This window comes from Streptomyces sp. NBC_01460, from assembly GCF_036227405.1.
In the GTDB taxonomy this organism is placed as follows: Bacteria; Actinomycetota; Actinomycetes; order Streptomycetales; family Streptomycetaceae; genus Streptomyces.
Genome location: NZ_CP109473.1, coordinates 6,209,989 through 6,230,677 on the forward strand (window position 1 = coordinate 6,209,989; position 20,689 = coordinate 6,230,677).

Here is a 20,689-nt window from a genome sequence, read left to right on the forward strand (position 1 = left end):
GAGATCGGCGCAGGGATCCCGGGGCCCGGTCCGAACCGGCGGTGCTCACACCCGCCGCAGCACCGCCACGACCTTGCCCAGGATCGTCGCCTCGTCACCGGGGATCGGCTGGTAGGCGGAGTTGTGCGGGAGGAGCCATACGTGGCCGTCCTCGCGCTTGAACCGCTTGACCGTGGCCTCGCCGTCCAGCATGGCCGCCACGATGTCGCCGTTCTCCGCGACCGGCTGGCGCCGGACGGTGACCCAGTCCCCGTCCATGATCGCTGCTTCGATCATCGAGTCGCCGACGACCTTCAGCACGAAGAGCTCGCCGTCACCGACGAGCTGGCGGGGGAGCGGGAAGACGTCCTCGACGGACTCCTCGGCGAGGATCGGGCCGCCGGCCGCGATCCGGCCGACCAGGGGCACGTACGAGGCGGCGGGCTTCCCGGTGGTGTCGGTCGGCTGCGTGCTGGGCTGGTCCGAGCCCCTGACCTCGTAGGCGCGGGGACGGTGAGGGTCGCGGCGCAGGAAGCCCTTACGCTCCAGAGCCATCAGCTGGTGGGCCACGGACGAGGTGCTGGAGAGTCCCACCGCCTGGCCGATCTCGCGCATCGACGGGGGATAGCCCCGCCGCTGCACGGAATCCCGGATCACCTCGATCACGCGCCGCTGCCGGTCCGTGAGCCCGGAGCTGTCCGCCCGGATTCCTGGGGGGCGGCCGGGCAAGGAGCGTGCGGGGCGCGTGGGCTCCGGCCCCTCCGCGTTCATGACTGCGTCATTCATGGCATGCACCGGCTCAAGTCGGCCCTGGGAGCGGTGGTCCTGGGCAGTGATGGTGGCACTGTCTGCGGTGGTGGTCACGTCGGCCCCTCTCGAATGGTCTCCCTGGTTAGGCAACGGTAGTAGCTTTCGAAAGGTTGCGCCAAACACACGTTCGAGTGAAAAACAAATAAAGGGCTGTTGTCGGCTTGCCGAGAGGTGTATGAGCCGATGCTGTGGACCCGGAACGACGCAAGGTCTGCCGGGGTTCACGCTAGCGTTCCGCCGACTCGATCCCCCCTCTGGGGGTGCCCTCCCGGCGCGCCGCGGCGAGCCCTCCCGGCTGCTGCCGCACGGCGCCCCCGCGGCCCGGGCGGGGGTGCGTTTCCCGTACCCTCGTGGCGGGCCGTAGGCTGCCCCCCGGCCTTCCGGGAAGCGCGACACGCGCGGGGGGTAGAGGGAGAGCAAAACCCTAGATGTAGTGGTTGCACTGCTATCGCCGCCCATAAGTAGTGGTCCCCGGTCCTTCGGGGTCGAGTTCATCGCCTATGCTTGGGGCTGTCTTCGAGGGTCCGTGACGGACCCGGAGGGCTATTCAGTCGTGCTGTGAAGGAGGGTTCGGAGACATGCACTGCCCCTTCTGCAGGCACCCCGACAGCCGGGTCGTGGACAGCCGCACGACGGACGACGGGACGTCGATCCGACGGCGCCGACAGTGCCCCGACTGCTCCCGTCGCTTCACGACGGTGGAGACCTGCTCGCTGATGGTGGTGAAGCGCAGCGGCGTGACCGAACCCTTCAGCCGCACCAAGGTCATCTCCGGCGTCCGTAAGGCGTGCCAGGGGCGTCCGGTCACCGAGGACGCCCTGGCGAAGCTCGGCCAGCGGGTCGAGGAGGCGGTGCGGGCCACCGGGAGCGCCGAGCTGACGACACACGACGTGGGTCTGGCCATACTCGGCCCCCTGCAGGAACTCGACCTGGTCGCGTACCTGCGTTTCGCGTCGGTGTACCGGGCGTTCGATTCGCTCGAAGACTTCGAGACCGCTATCGCGGAGCTCCGCGAACAGCGGCCCCGTGCGGAGCAATGCGGGAGCGGCGGGACCCCGGAGGTCCCCGCCCCCGCCGCAGTCGCCGCTGATTGATCACCGGGCCGGCCCGCAGGGGCTGCGGGACCGGCGGTGGGCGGTACCAGACCTGTTCCGAGGCGCTGTGCGCGGCGCCCGGAGCATCAGACACACACTGTGCCCTGGGAAGAACTGGGCACTTCAGGGCGTTTTTGCCCACATATGGGAGGCGGCATGACAGAGACGGCGAGCGGCCCGGCACGGGGTTCCCGCACCAAGGGAGCCAAGTCGACTGCGACCAAGCAGGGCCTGCGCATCGAGCGCATCCACACGACCCCCGGCGTGCACCCGTACGACGAGGTCGCGTGGGAGCGCCGTGACGTCGTCATGACCAACTGGCGCGACGGCTCGATCAACTTCGAGCAGCGTGGCGTCGAGTTCCCCGACTTCTGGTCGGTGAACGCGGTCAACATCGTCACCAGTAAGTACTTCCGGGGGGCCGTCGGCACCCCGCAGCGCGAGACCGGTCTGCGGCAGCTGATCGACCGGATCGTGAAGACCTACCGGAAGGCGGGCGAGGACTACAGCTACTTCGCCTCTCCCGCCGACGCCGAGATCTTCGAGCACGAGCTGGCCTACGCTCTCCTGCACCAGATCTTCAGCTTCAACTCGCCGGTGTGGTTCAACGTCGGAACCCCGCAGCCGCAGCAGGTCTCGGCCTGCTTCATCCTGGCCGTCGACGACTCCATGGAGTCGATCCTCGACTGGTACAAGGAAGAGGGCATGATCTTCAAGGGCGGTTCGGGCGCAGGCCTGAACCTGTCCCGCATCCGCTCCTCCAAGGAGCTGCTCTCCTCCGGCGGCAACGCCTCCGGCCCGGTCTCCTTCATGCGCGGTGCCGACGCCTCCGCAGGAACGATCAAGTCCGGTGGCGCGACGCGCCGCGCGGCCAAGATGGTCATCCTCGACGTCGACCACCCCGACATCGAGAACTTCATCGAGACCAAGGTGAAGGAGGAGGAGAAGATCCGCGCCCTGCGTGACGCGGGCTTCGACATGGACCTGGGCGGCGACGACATCACGTCCGTCCAGTACCAGAACGCCAACAACTCGGTCCGTGTGAACGACGAGTTCATGAAGGCCGTCGAGTCCGGCGGGAAGTTCGGTCTGCGTGCCCGGATGACCGGCGACATCATCGAAGAGGTCGAGGCCAAGTCCCTCTTCCGCAAGATGGCCGAGGCCGCCTGGGCCTGTGCCGACCCGGGCATCCAGTACGACGACACCATCAACCACTGGCACACCTGCCCGGAGTCCGGCCGCATCAACGGCTCGAACCCCTGCAGCGAGTACATGCACCTGGACAACACCTCGTGCAACCTGGCCTCGCTGAACCTCATGAAGTTCCTCAAGGACGACGGCGAGGGTCACCAGTCGTTCCAGGCCGAGCGCTTCGCCAAGGTCGTCGAGCTGGTCATCACCGCGATGGACATCTCGATCTGCTTCGCGGACTTCCCGACCCAGAAGATCGGCGAGAACACCCGCGCCTACCGCCAGCTGGGTATCGGCTACGCCAACCTGGGCGCCCTGCTGATGGCCACCGGCCACGCGTACGACAGTGAGGGCGGCCGCGCGCTCGCCGGTGCCATCACCTCGCTGATGACCGGTACGTCCTACCGGCGCTCCGCCGAGCTCGCCGCGGTCGTCGGCCCGTACGACGGCTACGCCCGCAACGCCGAGCCGCACCAGCGCGTCATGAAGCAGCACTCGGACGCCAACGCCGTGGCCGTCCACGTGGACGACCTGGACTCGCCGATCTGGGCCGCCGCCACGGAGGCCTGGCAGGACGTGATCCGCCTCGGCGCGAAGAACGGCTTCCGCAACGCCCAGGCCTCGGTCATCGCCCCGACCGGCACCATCGGTCTCGCGATGTCCTGCGACACCACCGGTCTCGAGCCCGACCTCGCCCTGGTCAAGTTCAAGAAGCTCGTCGGTGGCGGCTCGATGCAGATCGTCAACGGCACGGTCCCGCAGGCCCTGCGCCGTCTCGGCTACCAGCCGGAGCAGATCGAGGCGATCGTCGCCCACATCGCCGACCACGGCAATGTGATCGACGCCCCGGGCCTCAGGACCGAGCACTACGAGGTCTTCGACTGCGCCATGGGCGAGCGTTCCATCTCGGCCATGGGCCACGTCCGGATGATGGCGGCCATCCAGCCGTGGATCTCCGGCGCGCTGTCCAAGACGGTGAACCTGCCGGAGACGGCCACCGTCGAGGACGTCGAGGAGGTCTACTTCGAGGCGTGGAAGATGGGCGTCAAGGCGCTCGCGATCTACCGCGACAACTGCAAGGTCGGCCAGCCCCTCTCCACCAAGAAGTGGGAGGAGAAGAAGGACGAGGTCACGGCCAAGGCCGAGGACACCATCCGTGCCGCGGTCGAGAAGGTCGTCGAGTACCGCCCGGTCCGCAAGCGTCTGCCCAAGGGCCGTCCCGGTATCACCACCTCGTTCACGGTGGGCGGCGCCGAGGGCTACATGACCGCCAACTCCTACCCGGACGACGGTCTCGGCGAGGTCTTCCTCAAGATGTCCAAGCAGGGCTCCACCCTCGCGGGCATGATGGACGCCTTCTCGATCGCCGTCTCCGTCGGCCTGCAGTACGGCGTGCCGCTGGAGACCTACGTCTCCAAGTTCACCAACATGCGCTTCGAGCCGGCCGGTATGACGGACGACCCGGACGTGCGGATGGCGCAGTCGATCGTCGACTACATCTTCCGCCGCCTGGCGCTCGACTTCCTGCCGTTCGAGACGCGCTCCGCGCTCGGCATCCACTCGGCCGAGGAGCGTCAGCGTCACCTGGACACCGGTTCGTACGAGCCGGACTTCGGGGACGACGAGCTGGACGCCGAGAGCCTGGCCCAGTCCGCTCCCGTGCAGGCCCAGCCGCTCAAGGCGGTCGCCTCGCCCGAGGAGAGCGTTGCCGAGAAGCCGGCGCCCAAGACGGCGCACACCTCGGCCGAACTGGTCGAGATGCAGCTCGGCATCAGCGCGGACGCACCGCTGTGCTTCTCGTGCGGTACGAAGATGCAGCGCGCCGGGTCCTGCTACATCTGCGAGGGCTGCGGCTCGACCAGCGGGTGCAGCTGATCAAGGGCGGAGCGCCGCCGGACACCTCGTCCGGCGTACTCCGCGAGGGCGGCTGACCAGCGCCTGACGAAGGGGACCGGCCGACGGCCGGTCCCCTTCGCCGTGTCCGCGACGACGGCCGTTGAGCGAGCCCGGCCCGTGGCTTCCGCTTTCGCCGAGCGGAAACCCGGCTGACAAGGGGGGTCCGTTCCTGGACCATCGGGCGGTGACCACAGAACCTCGTCTGTTCCTCCGCGTCGTCGTGCCACCCCTCGGGACCCACGGGTCGGTGGAATGCAGGCCCGTCGTCGACGGGCGGGACATCCTGGCCGACGTCTTCGAGGACGGCCCGGCAGAGGATCCCCGGCACCTGCTGGGTCCGGAGACGCCGCTGCACGCGACCGGAGTGCCCCGGGAGGTCCGGCTCGCCGAGGCGGAGTGCACCGAGGGCTGCTGCGGCGCCGTCCACGTGACGATCCGGCGTGAGGGACGGCACGTGGTCTGGAACGGGTGGCGCAATCCGGATGACGACGAGCTCTGTCTCCCGGAGTTCAGGTTCGACGCGGACCAGTACGACGCGGAGCTCCGCCGAGCCGTTGCGGATCTCGTCTGGGAATGGCCGGCTCGAACGGTCGCCAGACTGCTGGAGGCACGGCTCCAGGCGCACTCCGACCGGCTCGCGGCCTGGAAGTGCGAGCTGTCCGGCGTCTCCGCATGGCCCGGGGAGCCCGAGCGGATCGTCGTCTTCCTGTTCCATCCCGGCCTCGCGGCGGTGGAGGACGACCGGCCCTGGCTCCAGTTCAGGATGACCTTCCCGGTCACCGGGGACGATCCCGCGGAACAGGCCGAGCGCCTCCGCGCCCGAATCACCGCCGAGGACCCCCGCCGGGTCGCGGAGGTCTGCGGCGGATCGAAGGCGTTCGCCGACCGGCTCGGCTACCCCTGGCCGCTGTCCTGAAGGAGACCGAGGACGCGAGGAGAGCCCGGGGCGGGCGGGGGCCGCACCTCACGCGTCAGGCCTGAGGCACGGTCTCAGGACGCCCCGTCCGGCCGGCTGTAGCGGAGCAGTACGACGCCGTTCCCGAACGTGTGGGTGCCGGTGTGCCGGAGGGTTCAGCGGCGTCCGCTCCGCCGGGTGTCAGCCGGAGCGGCTCCCCATCACGGAGGCGAACGAACCGGGGTCGCCGTCGAATCCGCGGACCGCCCCGTGGAAGCTCCATGAGCCGGAGGCGTCCCGGACGAACTCGGCGACTACCGCGGCGGTGGCGGTCGCCACCGCGGAGAAGTCGTCCTCCGCCAGATTCGTGTAGCCCTCGCGGACCTGCACGGCCGTGTGCTCTATCTGGCCGAAGGTCTTGTGGCCGTCGCGCTGCTGGATGGCGACGCCGACCACGACCCTGGCGTACGCGTCCGACAGCCGGTCCAGCTCGAGCGTCATGACCTCGTCGAAGCCGTATCCCTGTCCCGTCCGGCTGTCCCGGTTCAGCGTGATCGTCCCGTCCGGTGACCTGCTGTCGAAGTGCACGAGATAGACGGGGCTGCCGTAGGGCGCGTCCGGCCCGTAGGTGGCCGCGATGATGTCGAGATCGTTGGCGGGCTCACCGGCGCCGCTCGGGTCCCATTTCACCCTGATCTCGACCTTGTCGATGTCCTTGTTGGGAGTGCTCATCGGACGGGTCTCCTCGCTGCTGTACCGACAGTCCCACCTACCGTCCTCAGATCATGTCCGTAACTGTCCGTGAATCCAACCGTGTTGGATGGAGGCGTCGTATTCGGGCCATCGTGCGGCCGCGGCCGCACGGTGCCGGTGCCGGCCGGCACCGGTCCGCCCGGAGCGTGACCCACGCCACGCCCGGAGCCGTACGATGGCGCCGTGCTGGTCAAGTGGATTCGCTGCACCGTGGTGGACCGCCACGGTTTCGAGCGGGGGCAGCGGAAGTGGGCGGGGCTGCTCGGCGAGCCGGGATTCCGGGGACAGGGCGGCGGGTGGAGCCGGGGGCGGCCCGACGTAGCCCACGTGTTCGCGTTCTGGGAGAACCGCGTCTTCTACGACTCCTTCATGGCCCGCGAGCACGACCGGCTGGCCGCTTCCCAGTCCGGCATGTACAAGGACATGCAGGTGAGCCTCTTCGAGTACCGCTTCGACGTGAAGACCGGTTTCGAGCCGGATTTCACCGACGCCGACGTGGTCAGGGTCGCGCACAGCCGGGTGTACGAGGACCGCGTCGACCACTTCGCCCTCATGCAGCAGAGGGTGTGGAACCCGGCCATGGCCGGATCCCCGGGGATGCTGCGTGGCGTCTTCGGGGAGGCGCCCGGTCACGAGTTCCTGGTGCTGTCGATGTGGCAGTCGAGCGCGGAGCGCGGCAAGTACCGGCCCGAGGGCCTCGCCCGGCTCTCGGCGCGCGCGGAGACCGAGAGGGACGTCGAGACACTCACGGGGGACGTGGTGCGGCTCGAACCGTCATGGACGGTCTGATCCGTGCCTGGATCATCGTCTCCTTGGTCACATACGCCCGATGGAGCCCGCACACGTGCTCGATCGGGCCGGACGGCGTCTAGGGTCGGTACATGGCACGACCGCAACGCATCGTTCTCGTCCGCCACGGTGAGTCCGAGGGCAATGCCGACGACACGGTCTACGAACGTGAGCCCGACCACGCGCTCAGGCTCACGGAGAAGGGCCTCCGTCAGGCACGGGCGACGGGCTCCCGGCTGCGTGAGACGTTCGGTGGCGAGCGCGTCAGCGTCTACATCTCGCCCTACCGGCGCACCCACGAGACGTTCCGGGCCTTCGGCCTCGAACCCGGCAGTGTCCGGGTCAGGGAGGAGCCCCGGCTGCGCGAGCAGGACTGGGGCAACTGGCAGGACCGGGACGACGTCAGGCTCCAGAAGGCCTACCGGGACGCGTACGGGCATTTCTTCTACCGCTTCGCGCAGGGTGAGTCCGGGGCCGATGTGTACGACCGGGTCGACGCCTTCCTGGAGAGTCTCCACCGCAGCTTCGACGCCCCCGACCACCCGCCGAACGTCCTGCTGGTCACCCACGGGCTGACCATGCGGCTCTTCTGCATGCGCTGGTTCCACTGGTCGGTGGCGGAGTTCGAATCGCTGTCCAATCCTGGAAACGGCGAATCGAGAACGCTGCTGCTCGGCGAGGACGGCCGCTATACGCTCGACCGGCCCTTCGAGCAGTGGCGCACCCCCGAGCCGTACGGAATCTCCGGATAGAGTGGCAGGGCGATGACCGCTGACTCCGCTTCCGACCGCTTCGAACGCGCTCTGGCCAGCCTGCGTGGACTGTCCGTGGGAGACGCCCTCGGCTCCCAGTTCTTCGTCCCGGCCAACTACCCCCTGCTCAAGAGCCGGGACCTGCCTCCCGCCGACTGGCAGTGGACCGACGACACCGAGATGGCCTGTTCCGTGCTCGCCGTGCTGGCCACGCACGAGCGGATCGACCAGGACGTGCTCGCCCACTCCTTCGCCCGGCACCACGACTTCGACCGGGGCTACGGCCCCGCCGTGAACCGTCTGCTCAGGCTGGTGCGGGAAGGCGGTGACTGGCGGGAGCTGGCCTCCGCCCTCTTCCAGGGACAGGGCTCCTGGGGGAACGGCTCGGCGATGCGCATCGCGCCGCTGGGCGCCTGGTACGCGGACGACCCGGAGCAGGCCACCCACCAGGCGGAGATCTCGTCCTACACCACCCATCAGCACCGCGAGGCCGTCGTGGGGGCCATGGCCGTCGCGGCGGCAGCCGCCCTCGTCGCCGCGCCAGGAGAACCGCCGACACCGGAGGGCCTGCTCGACGGCGTCGTCGCACTCGTCCCGCGCAGTGCGGTCGGTGCAGGGCTCCGCAGGGCGCGCGACATGCTCGACTACCGGGACGCGGGGACGGTCGCGGCGGTGCTCGGCAACGGCCGCCGTACGAGTGCCCACGACACGGTGCCCTTCGCCCTCTGGTCGGCGGCGCGGAGCCTCGGGGACTTCGAGCAGGCCTTCTGGGTGACGGCGCAGGCGGGCGGTGACGTGGACACCACCTGCGCCATCGTCGGCGGAATCGTCGCCTCGGAGCCCGTAGGCGCCCCTCCCGCGGAATGGCTGGCACGGACCGAGGAACTGCCCGACTGGGTGCCCCTCGCGCCGGCGCGCCACTGACCCCCGACCGCTCGCGTCCCTCCGTGGGCCCGGTCCGTGAGTGGGGCGCTCCGACTGTCACGGTCCTGCCACAGCGGTGGCCCCGCGGCGTCGAAGGGCCCGGTCGGGCCTTACTCTTTCGGCCACGCCACCCCCATCGATCTTGGTGGGCGTGTGCCCAGAGACGCCGGGGCCTCGCGCCGCGATGTGCCGTGCGAGCGGACCTCGGTGGGGGGAGGGGTCCCATGTCCGAACAATCGTCCGACGCGCCCCGTCGGCCCGAGACAGCACCGGAGTCCGGGGACACCGCCGAAGCGGCGTCCGTCGGCGCTCCGACGCCGGCGAGCGAGGCCGCTCCCGCGGGCCCCGGCCGCGCGGACGCACCAGCAGGCCGGCCCGCGCGGGCATCCACCCCACCGGTGCCGCCGCAGGGCACCGGACCGGACGTGCCGAAGGTGCCCGCCTATCTCCGGCCGCAGCCCCGCCCGGATGTCTGGCCGGGCCGGGGCCCGCAGCCACCCGGGGTGCTGTCCCGGCTACGGACGCCGTCCCCGCCCGCCGTGGGACCGGCGACCCTGTGGTCGGTCCTCACCACGGCTCTGCTCAGTGGTCTGCTGCTCGGCGACGGACTGGGGCCCAACCTCCTCATCGTGGCCGTGCCCGCATCCCTGGGGGCCTTCTTCGCCGCACGCTCGGCGGGGCGTGTGCTGCGGCCCTGGACCGCCGTGTGGGCCGTGGGCGGCGTCGCCCTCCTGGCCGTTCCCGCGCTCCGGGAGGCGGGGTGGCCGGTCTTCCTCGCGGTCGTGTCGGCATTCGCCCTGGGATCGCTGGCCCTGCACGGGAGCCGCAGCTGGCCCGGTGTGCTGCTCGGCTCGCTGGGGCTGATCCCCTCGGTCGCGGGCGGCGTGCGCTGGGGGTGGCTCGGGGTGCGCGACCGGGCGGGCGACTCCCGGGGCCGGGTGCGCACCGCGGTGCGCAGTGCCGCGGTGGCGGTCGTGCTGCTCATCGTGTTCGGCGCGCTCTTCGCCTCCGCCGACGCGGCCTTCGCCGACCTGCTGGGCAGCCTCACCCCCGACGTGTCGGTCGGTGACAGCCCCTGGCGCCTCTTCCTCTTCGTCCTGGGGGCGGTCGGCGCTCTCGCCGCCGCATACAGCGCTGCGGCACCCGTGCGCTGGGACGGCATCACCGTCCGGCCGGGCAAGGCCAGGAACAGAGCGGAGTGGGCAGTTCCGCTGATCGTGCTCAACCTGCTCTTCGCGGCCTTCATCGCGCTTCAGCTCGTCGTGCTCCTGGGCGGGTACGACAAGGTGCGGGAGGAGACCGGCCTGCTGCCCGCCGAATACGCCCGGCAGGGGTTCTGGCAGCTGCTCTGGGCGACCGTCCTGACCCTGCTCGTCATCGCGCTCGCACTACGCTGGGCCCCGCGGGGCGGACCCGGTGACCGCACCCTGGTCCGCAGCGTCCTCGGAGCCTTGTGCGTCCTCACCCTCGTCGTCGTGGCCTCCGCCCTGCGGCGCATGGACCTCTACGTCGAAGCGTTCGGGCTGACCCGGCTGCGGATCTCCGTGGCCGCCGTGGAGCTCTGGCTCGGAGTGGTGCTGGTTCTCATCATCGCGGCCGGTGTCCTCGGAGCCAGGATGCTGCCGCGGGCGATCGCGGCGAGTGCCGCGGTGGGTGTGCTGGCCTTCGGGCTGCTCTCGCCGGACGGACTGATCGCCGAGCAGAACGTCCAGCGGTACGACAAGCACCGGACGATCGACCTCGAGTACCTCAAGGGACTGTCGGCCGATGCCGTACCGGCCCTGGACAAGCTTCCGGAGCCGCTGAGGTCCTGCGCGCTCGAGGCCTTCCAGCGGGACCTCGCCCTCCAGGACACTCCGTGGTACGCGTCCAGCTGGGGTGAAGTCCGGGCCCGGGACGTCCTGGAGAGCACATCCGTGAAGAATCAAGGAACCGAGTGCTACGGCCTCGGACAGGAGACCGACGACCGGGACGACTACGACGAGGACTCCTACGATCCGTACTGAGTCCGGATGCCCCGGGACCGCTCGACATGACGTCCGCCGGTCTCTCGCTCACGCGGTGGGGCACCTCGAACGCCCGGCTCGATGCCGGGTGTTCGAGGAACCTGTGCCGGTTCGCTTCGGGGCGGCGGCACGGTGGTGTCCTCCGAGCCAGTCAGCGGTGCGCCGGCCGCGGGGCCCGGAGTGCTGTCGGGTCCGGCAGTGTGCGCCGGGCTCGGAGTGCTGTCGGGTCCGGCAGTGTGTGTCGGCCACGGGCGCGTGACCTCGGCTTCCGTGCGGTCCGCGCGGGCTGGGGAGAGCCGGCGTCGGAGAATTCGCACCTGCGATGAGAATGCTTCCTGAGGGGTTCCGGGCGACGATCCGCCGAAGGGGCGGGCAGCTCCGGGGCCGTTACCTTGGGGCGGAACCCCTCCTTGCCAACCGGGCCCATGTGGCGTTCCTCGACCTCGTCGGCTGAGGTTTCCGGGTGGGGACGGAGCGGCGGAGATGCCTCCCCGAGCCGTGTGCGTAAGTGAACATCCATTCGGTGGTGAGGCGCGGATCACCGGCCGGGTCAGGGCGTCGCCCCACCGCCTGTCAGGACGTCGAACAGACGTGCCCGCACCCCCGGACGGTGTTCCGGACATGCCCGGAAAACGGGTGGAGCGGCTGGACGGTGCCCCGGGGTGTTCTTGCCGCACCCATCGGCGTACCCTGGCAGGCGCCATGCCGTACGAACCACCCACGCACACCGTCGAGCGCTCACTGCGCGCTACCTCCGGTGCCAGGACCGTCGCCGGTGTCGACGAGGTCGGACGCGGAGCGTGGGCCGGCCCCGTCACCGTGTGCGCGGCCGTCACCGGCCTCCGCAGACCGCCTGAGGGCCTCACCGACTCCAAGCTGATCAGTCCCAGGCGCCGGGCCGAACTCGCCCCGATGCTCGAGAAGTGGGTCACGGCCTACGGACTGGGTCATGCGTCACCCCTGGAGATCGATGACCTCGGCATGACCGCGGCACTCCGTCTCGCGGCTGTCAGGGCTCTCGATGCCCTGCCCGTCCGGCCGGACGCCGTGATCCTCGACGGCAAGCACGACTACCTCGGACCGCCCTGGAACGTCCGCACGGTGATCAAGGGCGACCAGTCCTGCATCGCCGTCGCCGCGGCCTCGGTGATCGCCAAGGTCCGCAGGGACGCGATGATGGCCGAACTGGGCGCGGGCACGGGGCAGTACGCAGACTTCGCCTTCGGCGCGAACGCCGGCTATCCGTCACCGGTGCACCGGGCCGCGCTGGAGGAGCAGGGGCCTACGCCTCACCATCGCCTCAGCTGGGCCTACCTCGACGCGCTGCCCAAGTGGCAGCACCTGAAGAAGGTCCGATTCTCCGCCGAGGCGGCGGCACTGGAAAGCGGGGGCCAACTCGGCTTCGACTTCTGATCGCGCAGGCGCACCTACGTGCCGACGCGTGCGCGTCGGCTGTGACAGACAACCATTCATGCCTCTCATCCCCGAGGAGCCTCAGATTCCCGAGAGCGCCCAGGGTCCCCGCGTTACTCCGGCCGCCGGCCGCACCGCGCCGACCCCCCGTCCCGTACCCGGCCCGCGTTCCGCGGCCACACCGCGTCCCGGAAACCCCGGCCGTGGACCCGCGCGGCCCGCGCCCCCGGCGCAGCGCCCGCATCCCACACCCGCACCTCCCGCCGCTCCGGCTCCCGCCGGACGGACGCTGCCGGAGGACCGTTCCGCCGCGCAGTTCCAGGTGATTCCCGCTCCGGCCGACGGCGCCGTCGACGCCGCCGACGAGGCCGTCGACCTGCTGCTCGACTCCGGACGGGCGCCCGGCGACATCCTGGTGCTCACCACCGGCGGACAGCACCCCTGGGCCTCACACGAACTCTCCTTCGGGGAGACCGCGTACTGGGCCCAGCAGGACGCCGGTGACGACGTCTTCTTCGCCGGCACGGCGAGCGCAGGCCGCTGTGCCCTGCGGCCCGTGGTCATCGTCGCCGTCAACGGCGAACTGGACGACACGGCTGCCCGTGCGCTCTCCGACGTCCGGGAGCGCGAGGGTGCGCTGCTGGTCGTCTGCGGAGACCCTCAGAAGATCAACTCCGCGCTCGGTGCCGGAGTCTGAGCCGTACGTCCGTGGGTCCCGGCCGTCCGTGAGGGCGGCCGGGACCCACGGGCCGTTCTATCGGGCCGCGCTCCGCCGGAGAGCCTCGGCGGCCCCGCCGCCGGTGCGCAGCGGAACGGGGTCGTGGTCCACGGAGGTGTCCGCCAGGGCGGACGGCCTGGACAGCAGCGACGGCACGCGGCCACCCCGGCCCTCGCCGAGGACCTGCCAGCCGCCGCGCGTCAGGGTGATGTAGGCCCCGCAGCGCAGGCCGTGCAGGGTGCAGGCGTCCCGCAGGCCCCACATCCACGCCCCGTCCTCCTCCGTCCAGCGCTCGTCGCCCTCGCGGCAGTAGAGCAGGACCGCGGTACGCACCGGGGTGCGGCGGCGCAGATCGTGCGGGATCACCCGGCGCAGATGAGCCAGCAGGGCGTTGCGGAACTCCCAGCCGTCCGTGGCCGCGGTGGACCGCCGGGCGAACGAGGCGCTGGCCGTGAGCCGTTCCTCATGATCGAGGACGGCGACGACCGCGGTGGCCGGAGCCGGCCGGTGCCGTGCGTGGAGGCCGCTGACGACCTCTCGTGGACTGCGTAGCAGGGGTATGCCGGCCGCCGCCCACTCGGCCGGTTCGAGCATCCTGGCGACGTGGTTGACGGAGCCGGCGGACGCCGACAGTGAAGTGGCTGCGGACGGAGCGAATCCGAAGGTCACGGTCCTCCCTTCGCTACGCGCCCACGGTGCGGGCAGGGTCGAATGAGGGCGCGCCGCGGCACAGCCCTTCCGGGCCCGCGAAAAGACCGTGCGGGGAGCGACTCCAATTCTTCCTGTCGTACCGGCAGGCGGCAACGAGCAATTGGCGCGGCTGACGGGTATCTGACGGAATGACACAGATATCCCTGCCCGTTCGGCGACGAACGAAGCCATGTCTCACGCCTGAACCGCGAGGACCAGCGGAAACACCCCCTGGGCTCCCGCGCGTCGGAGCAGCCGCGCCGCGACGGCGAGTGTCCATCCGGTGTCGGAGAGGTCGTCCACGAGCAGGACGGGTCCTCCCGCGGACGCGAGTGCCTCCGCCAGCGCGGGCTCGACGACGAGTGCCTCGTGCAGTGCCTTCACCCGCTGCGCGCTGTTGGTCTGTGAGATCCGCAGTTCCTCGCTGCCCGGCGCGTAGGTGACCGTACCCAGAAGGGGCATCCGGCCGACCTCGGCGATGCGGCTGCCGAGCGAGTGGACCAACTGAGGCCTCCGGCGAGAGGCGACCGTGACGACGCCGACCGGACGAGGGGCGGCGTCCGGCGCCCCGGAGGCCCAGCCGCCCGGGCCCTTGGCCCAGTCGGCGATGACCGTGACCACCGCGCCGGACACGTCGTCGGGGACCGGGACGTCCTGAGCCTGAGCCGCCAGCAGCGGACGCAGCCTGTTGCCCCACCCGATGTCCGAGAGCCGGCCGAGCGCCCGGCCGGGGAGTGCCAGCTCGCCCGCCGGGATTCGGCCCTTGAGGTCGATCCCCACCGCGGAGAGACCGGTGGGCCACATCTTGCGCGGCTCCACCTCCACTCCTGGCCGGCCGAGCTCACCGCGTGCCCCGTCGAGCGCCGCCGTGGAGACCTTGTCGTCGAACCGCGAACCGGCGCAGTTGTCGCAGCGCCCGCACGCGGTGGCCTCCTCGTCGTCCAACTGGCGCCGGAGGAACTCCATGCGGCACCCGGTCCCGGAGGCGTAGTCGCGCATGGCCTGCTGCTCGGCGGCCCGCTGGCGCGCGACCCAGGCGTAGCGCTCGGCGTCGTAGACCCAGGGCTCGCCGGTGGAGATCCAGCCGCCCTTCACCCGCTTCACCGCACCATCGACGTCCAGCACCTTGAGCATCGTCTCGAGACGGGTGCGCCGCAGGTCTACCAAGGGCTCCATGGCAGGCAGCGAGAGGGGGCGGCCGGCCTGGGCGAGGACGTCGAGAGTCCGGCGGACCTGCTCCTCCGGCGGGAAGGCGACCGACGCGAAGTACTGCCAGATGGCTTCGTCCTCCTTGCCCGGGAGCAGCAGTACCTCGGCGTGCTCCACCCCACGGCCCGCGCGCCCGACCTGCTGGTAGTAGGCGATGGGGGAGGACGGCGATCCCACGTGCACGACGAAGCCGAGGTCGGGCTTGTCGAACCCCATCCCGAGCGCGGACGTGGCCACCAGGGCCTTGACCCGGTTGGCCAGGAGGTCGTCCTCGGCCTGCTGCCGGTCGGCGTTCTCGGTCCGGCCGGTGTACGAGGTGACCGGGTGACCGCACTGGCGGAGGTAGGCCGTGATCTCCTCGGCGGCCGCCACCGTGAGCGTGTAGATGATGCCCGAGCCCGGCAGCTCCCCGAGGTGATCGCCCAACCAGGCCAGTCGGTGAGCGGCATCGGGAAGCCGGAGCACACCGAGACTGAGGCTCTCCCGGTCCAGTGGGCCCCGCAGCACCAGCGCGTCCGTGCCCGCCCCCGTGCCGAGCTGCTCCGCGACGTCAGCGGTCACACGGGCGTTGGCGGTGGCCGTGGTGGCGAGCACGGGAACACCCGCGGGCAGATCGGCGAGCATGGTCCGCAGCCTCCGGTAGTCCGGGCGGAAGTCGTGCCCCCAGTCGGAGATGCAGTGAGCCTCGTCGACCACGAGCAGGCCCGTAGCCGCGGCGAGACGGGGCAGCACCTGGTCCCGGAAGTCGGGGTTGTTGAGCCGCTCGGGACTGACCAGCAGCACGTCCACCTCGCCCGCCGCCACCTCGGCCTGGACGGTCTCCCACTCCTCGGTGTTGGAGGAGTTGATCGTGCGGGCACTGATGCCGGCCCTGGCCGCCGCCGCCACCTGGTTGCGCATCAGGGCGAGCAGGGGCGAGACGATCACGGTCGGCCCACTGCCCCGCGCGCGCAGCAGCGACGTCGCCACGAAGTAGACCGCGGACTTGCCCCATCCTGTCCGCTGGACGACCAGTGCCCTGCGCTTGTCGGCGACGAGGGCCTCGATGGCCCGCCACTGGTCCTCCCGCAGCCGGGCGGCGCCGGTCGCATCCCCGACCAGACGGGCGAGTACGGAATCGGCCGAGGCCCTGAGCTCTGCGCGGTCTGCGTTGGTCATGCCCCCATGCAACCCGATGCCTACGACAAAGCGCGAACGGTGGCCCCAGCACTGTGGACAAGTTATCCACAGGGGGTCGCGGAAATCGGCGCCCCGCGGGACGGTCGTGCCATGAACAAGCACGACGAAACCGCCGGACCCTCCGACGCGCAGCAGATCACCCTGCGCGGTCCCGCGGAACTTGCCGACGCCCTTCCCTACCTGATGGGCTTCCACCCGAACGACAGCGTGGTCATGGTGGCCCTGCACGGGGGCCGGGGCCGCTTCGGCGGCCGGCTCAGGCTGGGCATCCCGCAGCAGCGGGAGGAGTGGGCCCCGGTCGCCGACCAACTCGCGCGCAGCCTGATCGTGGGAAGCGAGCGGCGTGATTCCCGCCCCGACGCGATCGTGGTCTTCCTCTGCCAGGACCCGGCCGAGGGGGAGAGCGCTTCCCGGACCATGGAGCGTCTGAGGCCCCTCGCGCAGTGCCTGCGCATGGCCTGCGGGGCGCTGGACGTGCCGGTGCTCGAAGCGCTCTGCATCTCCGACGGCCGTTACTGGTCCTACTGCTGCCCCGACGACCGCTGCTGCCCGGCCGAGGGAAATCCGCTGGCGCTCCCGGGCACCACGGTGATGGCGGCCGCCGCCGCGTACGCGGGCATCCAGGTGCGTGGATCGCTGCGGGACATGGAAGCGCGGCTCGCGCCGTGGGATCCCGCGGCGGCCCAGGAGCAGGAGAGGGCTCTCGATTCGGCGGGTGCCGTGCTGGTCTCCCGGATCCTCGACGCCGACGGGCGCGGTGAGGTGGCGGGCGAGACGCTGGCGCTCGCGCGGGAGCTCACACGACGTCTCGAGAACGCGCCGGCCGGGGGCGTCGTGGTGACCGACGCCGGTGACGACGGTCTGATCACGTGCGAGGAGGCCGCAGCGGTGATTCTGGGCCTCCAGGACCGCGAGACCAGGGATCGTGCCGCTGAGTGGATGGAAGGGCGCGAGGCCGAAGCGGCGCTGCGGCTGTGGCGTGCGCTCGCCCGCAGGTGCGTCGGTCCCTACGTGGAGCACGCGGCGGCGCCGCTCACCCTCGCCGGCTGGGTCTCGTGGTCCACCGGGGACGAGGCGGGGGCCAGGGTGGCGCTGGGGCTCGCCCTGCGGGCCGACCCCGACTACACGTTCGCCCAACTGCTGCACCAGGCGTGCAATCAAGGCCTTGATCCGGAAACGCTGCGCCGCTGTCTCCGGGGTGAGCGCGTCCTGCGCGACCGTCGAGAAGGCGACGGCTCCGCCCACGGGCGCGCCGGGCGGCAGTCGGGGAGCCGACGCGGATCGCGGCCGGTGCGTGATCCGGCCGGGAAGGGGAGGCGGAAGGCGGCGCCCCGGCAGGCCCGCTCCACCGGTTCGCGCCCGGGCACGGCCGTGCGCCGCGGCCGGGTCCGTGACGCCCGGCGGCTGGATCACCGCGGAGCCGGGAGGCGCGAGTGAGGACCGGAGGGACCGGGACGAAGTCGGGCAGGGGCGACCGCGATCATGCGACAAGCCGCGAGCGTGGACGGAAGAGGCACGCAACGGGTGCGGCGAAGGGAGTGTTTATCGTCAGGAAGACGACTATGATTTCGGCATGCCGCCCTACGACCCGTCGACCTTTCCGCCCTTCGCTGTCACCGTCGATCTGGTCGTCCTCACGGTGCGACGTCACGCGCTCTGCGCGTTGGTGGTGCGCCGCGGTGAATCGCCCTTCCAGGGAAGGTGGGCGCTACCGGGAGGATTCGTCAGAGCCGATGAGGACCTCGGAGCGGCGGCAGCGCGTGAGCTCGTCGAGGAGACCGGGCTCTGCGCACACGATCCGGCCGGTCCCTCCGTCGGAAACGGTGCCCACCTCGAGCAGTTGGCCACGTACGGCGACCCGGGTCGCGATCCTCGGATGCGCGTCGTCAGCGTCGCGCACCTCGCGCTCGCTCCCGACCTCCCGGCCCCGCGTGCGGGCGGTGACGCGAACAGTGCCCGCTGGGCGCCCGTCGACGACCTGCTCGCTCCGGGGGGCGGCTTCGGCCGCGAGGGTGAGCAGTCCGCGCCACTCGCCTTCGATCACGCGAAGATTCTCGACGACGGGGTGGAGCGGGCCCGCTCGAAGATCGAGTACTCGTCGCTGGCCACGGCTTTCTGCCCGCCCGAGTTCACGGTCGGGGAGCTGCGCAGGGTGTACGAGGCGGTGTGGGGTGTGGTCCTGGACCCCCGGAACTTCCACCGCAAGGTCACGGGCACGCCCGGCTTCCTGGTTCCGTCCGGAGGGACGACCACACGGCAAGGAGGCCGCCCCGCGCAGCTGTTCCGGGCCGGTGCGGCGACCGTGCTGAACCCTCCGATGCTGAGGCCGGAAGTCTGAGCACGCACGGCTCCTCAGGTTCGCGCCGCGCGGACCTGCGGAACGCCCACAGAACCATCGGTGCACCAAAAGTCTGAAATGTCGCGTTATGTTGCGGGGGTACCCCTCCCTGCCGCTGAGCGGTCTCACCCTCCGCGAGAGAAGCGATGCTCCAGGCCATCGGACTCACCAGTGCCCCCCGCCGCGACCGCCCTCCCGTCGTGGACGACCTGACCTTCGAAGCCCCGCCGGGCAGTGTCACCGTGCTGCTCGGCGCTCCGGGCTCCGGCAAGACCACGGCCCTCCGCCTGATGCTCGAACTGGAGGCGGGGAGGGGGGTCACCTACTTCAAGGGCAGGCCGCTGCATCGCATCGGCCATCCCGCCCGTGAGGTCGGGGTGCTGCTCGGGGACGTGCCAGGACACCCCGGGCGCACCGCTCGCGGCCAGCTCCGGATGCTCTGCGCCGCTGCCGGTGTGCCGGCGTCGCGAGCCGACGAACTGCTCGAGGTCGTCGGTCTCGCGGGGCTGGGGGACCAGCGCATCGGGACACTGTCGGCAGGAATGGACCGGCGGCTCGGCCTCGCCTCGGTGCTGCTCGGAGATCCGCACACCCTCGTCCTCGACGAGCCCGCCGACGGCCTCTCGCCCCGCGAGAGGAGCTGGCTCCACGGGCTGCTCCGCGCACACGCGGCCGAAGGCGGCACGGTCCTGCACACGACCGGCGACCCCAAGGAGGCCGCCCGGGCGGCCGACCGTGTCGTCACCATCGACCGGGGGCGGCTCGTCGCGGACCAGGACGTCTCGGACTTCTCCCGCACGCGCCTGAGGCCGCGGGTCGCCGTGCGGACCCCGCACGCGGCCCGGCTCGCCGCAGTGATGAGCCGTGAGGCCCGCGCGGCCCATCGCTCCGTCGAAGTGGTCGCCGAGGACGGCAGCCGGCTGTCCGTGTACGGCAGTAGCTGCGCGGAGGTAGGGGACACGGCGTACCGGCACGGAGTCCCCCTCCATCAACTCGCGGACGAGACGGGCGACGCGGGCCCGGCCGTCGTTCCGGCCCCGGGTTCGGGCATGGTCCGGGCCCGGGGTCCGGTCGCTGTTCCGGCCCGGGCGCCGGGCTGCGGTCCGAGCGGCGTTCCGGTGAGGGCCGTGCTGCCGGGCCCCGCCTCGACCGTGGCGATCTCGCAGTTGCCGCCGCCGATCCCCGTACGACCGGCTCGTGGCCCTCTCCGCCCTCTGCGGTACGAACTGCGCCGTCTCTTCGGTGTCAGAACGGCCGCCCTGATCCTTGCGGCGGTCCTGGTCGTGTCCGCGGCTCTCTCCGTGGTCCTGGCCCGCTCCGGCAGGACACCCCTATCCGATCTTCTGGTCGCCTGGCCGGATCTGCTGCCGCTGCCTCCCGCGGCCTTCGCCGCGGGGCTGCTGGGGGCCCTCTCCTTCGGTGACGAGTTCCGCTACCCGGCGCTCGCCGCGGGGCGGGGAACCATCCCGCGCCGTATCGGTCTCCTGGTGGCCAAGCTGGTGGTCTCCGGAAGCGTCGCGCTGTTGCTCGCCGCGCTCTCGGTGCTCGTCGACGCCGAAGCTCTCCGCCTCGTGTACGGAGGGGACTTGGTGGCCGTTCCGGCACATGCTCCCCAGCTGGCCGTCAGTTGGGCGGGGTTGTCGGTCGGGTGCGCGTGGGCGGGGTTGCTGGGTGCCGGCGTGTTCCGGCTGACCGTCGCCGGAGTCGCGGCGGTGCTGGCTGTGCCGGTCCTCGTCGTACCGCTGGTCCAGAAGCTCCTCGCGGGTCCGGCGGTGCGTTCGGTCACCGGACTCCCGGGCCGGCTGCGTGAACTCGGCTGGCTGCAGTGGCCCTACGAGGTGGATCGCTGGGCCATGGCGGTCGTGCGCGTCGTCGCTCAGCCCGTGGGACTGGCCCTGTCCTTGTCGTTGTCCGTCCTGATCTGCGCCTATGTGTTCACCAGCCTTCGAGGGAGGGCCCGTTGGTGACCGGGTCGCGCGGAGCAGGTGATCAGCTGAGGGTAACTCGCCTGAAAGGATGCGATTTTTACCGATAACGCGTCAATTGAGAGGTG

General features: G+C 71.0%; 16 protein-coding genes. 12 read left to right on the forward strand and 4 right to left on the reverse strand.

All coding sequences use genetic code 11. The features are described from left to right. Positions 1 to 45: 45 nt before the first annotated feature. Complete coding sequence (lexA, locus tag OG488_RS28115; RefSeq protein ID WP_329233606.1) at positions 46 to 843, reverse strand: transcriptional repressor LexA; 798 nt, start codon at positions 841 to 843, stop codon at positions 46 to 48. 524 nt (positions 844 to 1,367) lie between these two features. On the opposite strand from lexA, the gene nrdR reads away from it, so the two are divergent. From nrdR to OG488_RS28130, 3 genes are all read left to right on the forward strand, one after another. Beyond that, complete coding sequence (nrdR, locus tag OG488_RS28120; RefSeq protein ID WP_329233607.1) at positions 1,368 to 1,883, forward strand: transcriptional regulator NrdR; 516 nt, start codon at positions 1,368 to 1,370, stop codon at positions 1,881 to 1,883. Between the two features lie 156 nt (positions 1,884 to 2,039). Next, positions 2,040 to 4,949, forward strand: coding sequence for a vitamin B12-dependent ribonucleotide reductase (locus tag OG488_RS28125; protein WP_329233609.1), 2,910 nt, complete (start codon positions 2,040 to 2,042; stop codon positions 4,947 to 4,949). A gap of 205 nt (positions 4,950 to 5,154) precedes the next feature. Further along, positions 5,155 to 5,886, forward strand: a complete 732-nt coding sequence (locus OG488_RS28130) for a hypothetical protein (protein WP_329233611.1) — start codon at positions 5,155 to 5,157, stop codon at positions 5,884 to 5,886. 180 nt (positions 5,887 to 6,066) lie between these two features. Here the strand turns inward: OG488_RS28130 and OG488_RS28135 are convergent, their stop codons facing one another. Continuing rightward, complete coding sequence (locus OG488_RS28135) at positions 6,067 to 6,597, reverse strand: TerD family protein (protein WP_329233613.1); 531 nt, start codon at positions 6,595 to 6,597, stop codon at positions 6,067 to 6,069. Between the two features lie 204 nt (positions 6,598 to 6,801). On the opposite strand from OG488_RS28135, the gene OG488_RS28140 reads away from it, so the two are divergent. The 6 genes from OG488_RS28140 to OG488_RS28165 all read left to right on the forward strand — a co-directional run bounded on the left by OG488_RS28140 (position 6,802) and on the right by OG488_RS28165 (position 13,199). Beyond that, the gene (locus OG488_RS28140) at positions 6,802 to 7,407 is read left to right on the forward strand and encodes a YdbC family protein (protein ID WP_329233614.1); all 606 of its coding nucleotides are present in this window, start codon (positions 6,802 to 6,804) and stop codon (positions 7,405 to 7,407) included. A gap of 92 nt (positions 7,408 to 7,499) precedes the next feature. Next, complete coding sequence (locus tag OG488_RS28145) at positions 7,500 to 8,159, forward strand: histidine phosphatase family protein (protein ID WP_329233616.1); 660 nt, start codon at positions 7,500 to 7,502, stop codon at positions 8,157 to 8,159. 12 nt (positions 8,160 to 8,171) lie between these two features. After that, positions 8,172 to 9,083, forward strand: a complete 912-nt coding sequence (locus tag OG488_RS28150) for an ADP-ribosylglycohydrolase family protein (protein WP_329233618.1) — start codon at positions 8,172 to 8,174, stop codon at positions 9,081 to 9,083. Positions 9,084 to 9,307: 224 nt separating this feature from the next. Continuing rightward, a complete protein-coding gene (locus tag OG488_RS28155; RefSeq protein WP_329233620.1) occupies positions 9,308 to 11,089 on the forward strand; it encodes a DUF4153 domain-containing protein in 1,782 nt (593 codons plus the stop codon). 702 nt (positions 11,090 to 11,791) lie between these two features. Continuing rightward, positions 11,792 to 12,502 carry a ribonuclease HII gene (locus OG488_RS28160; protein WP_329233622.1) on the forward strand — a complete coding sequence of 237 codons (711 nt, stop codon included), beginning with the start codon at positions 11,792 to 11,794 and terminating at the stop codon, positions 12,500 to 12,502. Between the two features lie 58 nt (positions 12,503 to 12,560). Next, a complete protein-coding gene (locus OG488_RS28165; protein ID WP_329233624.1) occupies positions 12,561 to 13,199 on the forward strand; it encodes a hypothetical protein in 639 nt (212 codons plus the stop codon). A gap of 57 nt (positions 13,200 to 13,256) precedes the next feature. Here the strand turns inward: OG488_RS28165 and OG488_RS28170 are convergent, their stop codons facing one another. Together OG488_RS28170 and OG488_RS28175 are read right to left on the reverse strand one after the other, a co-directional pair. Next, a complete protein-coding gene (locus tag OG488_RS28170; RefSeq protein WP_329233626.1) occupies positions 13,257 to 13,889 on the reverse strand; it encodes a hypothetical protein in 633 nt (210 codons plus the stop codon). A 216-nt stretch (positions 13,890 to 14,105) separates the two neighbouring features. Then, positions 14,106 to 16,277: a RecQ family ATP-dependent DNA helicase gene (locus OG488_RS28175; RefSeq protein ID WP_329233628.1), complete on the reverse strand. Its 2,172-nt coding sequence runs from the start codon at positions 16,275 to 16,277 to the stop codon at positions 14,106 to 14,108. A 111-nt stretch (positions 16,278 to 16,388) separates the two neighbouring features. Here OG488_RS28175 and OG488_RS28180 point away from each other — a divergent pair, with 111 nt between their 5' ends. The 3 genes from OG488_RS28180 to OG488_RS28190 all read left to right on the forward strand — a co-directional run bounded on the left by OG488_RS28180 (position 16,389) and on the right by OG488_RS28190 (position 20,603). After that, a complete protein-coding gene (locus tag OG488_RS28180; RefSeq protein WP_329233630.1) occupies positions 16,389 to 17,735 on the forward strand; it encodes a DUF4192 domain-containing protein in 1,347 nt (448 codons plus the stop codon). Positions 17,736 to 17,871: 136 nt separating this feature from the next. After that, positions 17,872 to 18,636, forward strand: a complete 765-nt coding sequence (locus OG488_RS28185) for an NUDIX hydrolase (RefSeq protein ID WP_329233631.1) — start codon at positions 17,872 to 17,874, stop codon at positions 18,634 to 18,636. A 146-nt stretch (positions 18,637 to 18,782) separates the two neighbouring features. Beyond that, complete coding sequence (locus OG488_RS28190) at positions 18,783 to 20,603, forward strand: ABC transporter ATP-binding protein (RefSeq protein WP_329233633.1); 1,821 nt, start codon at positions 18,783 to 18,785, stop codon at positions 20,601 to 20,603. Positions 20,604 to 20,689: the final 86 nt, after the last annotated feature.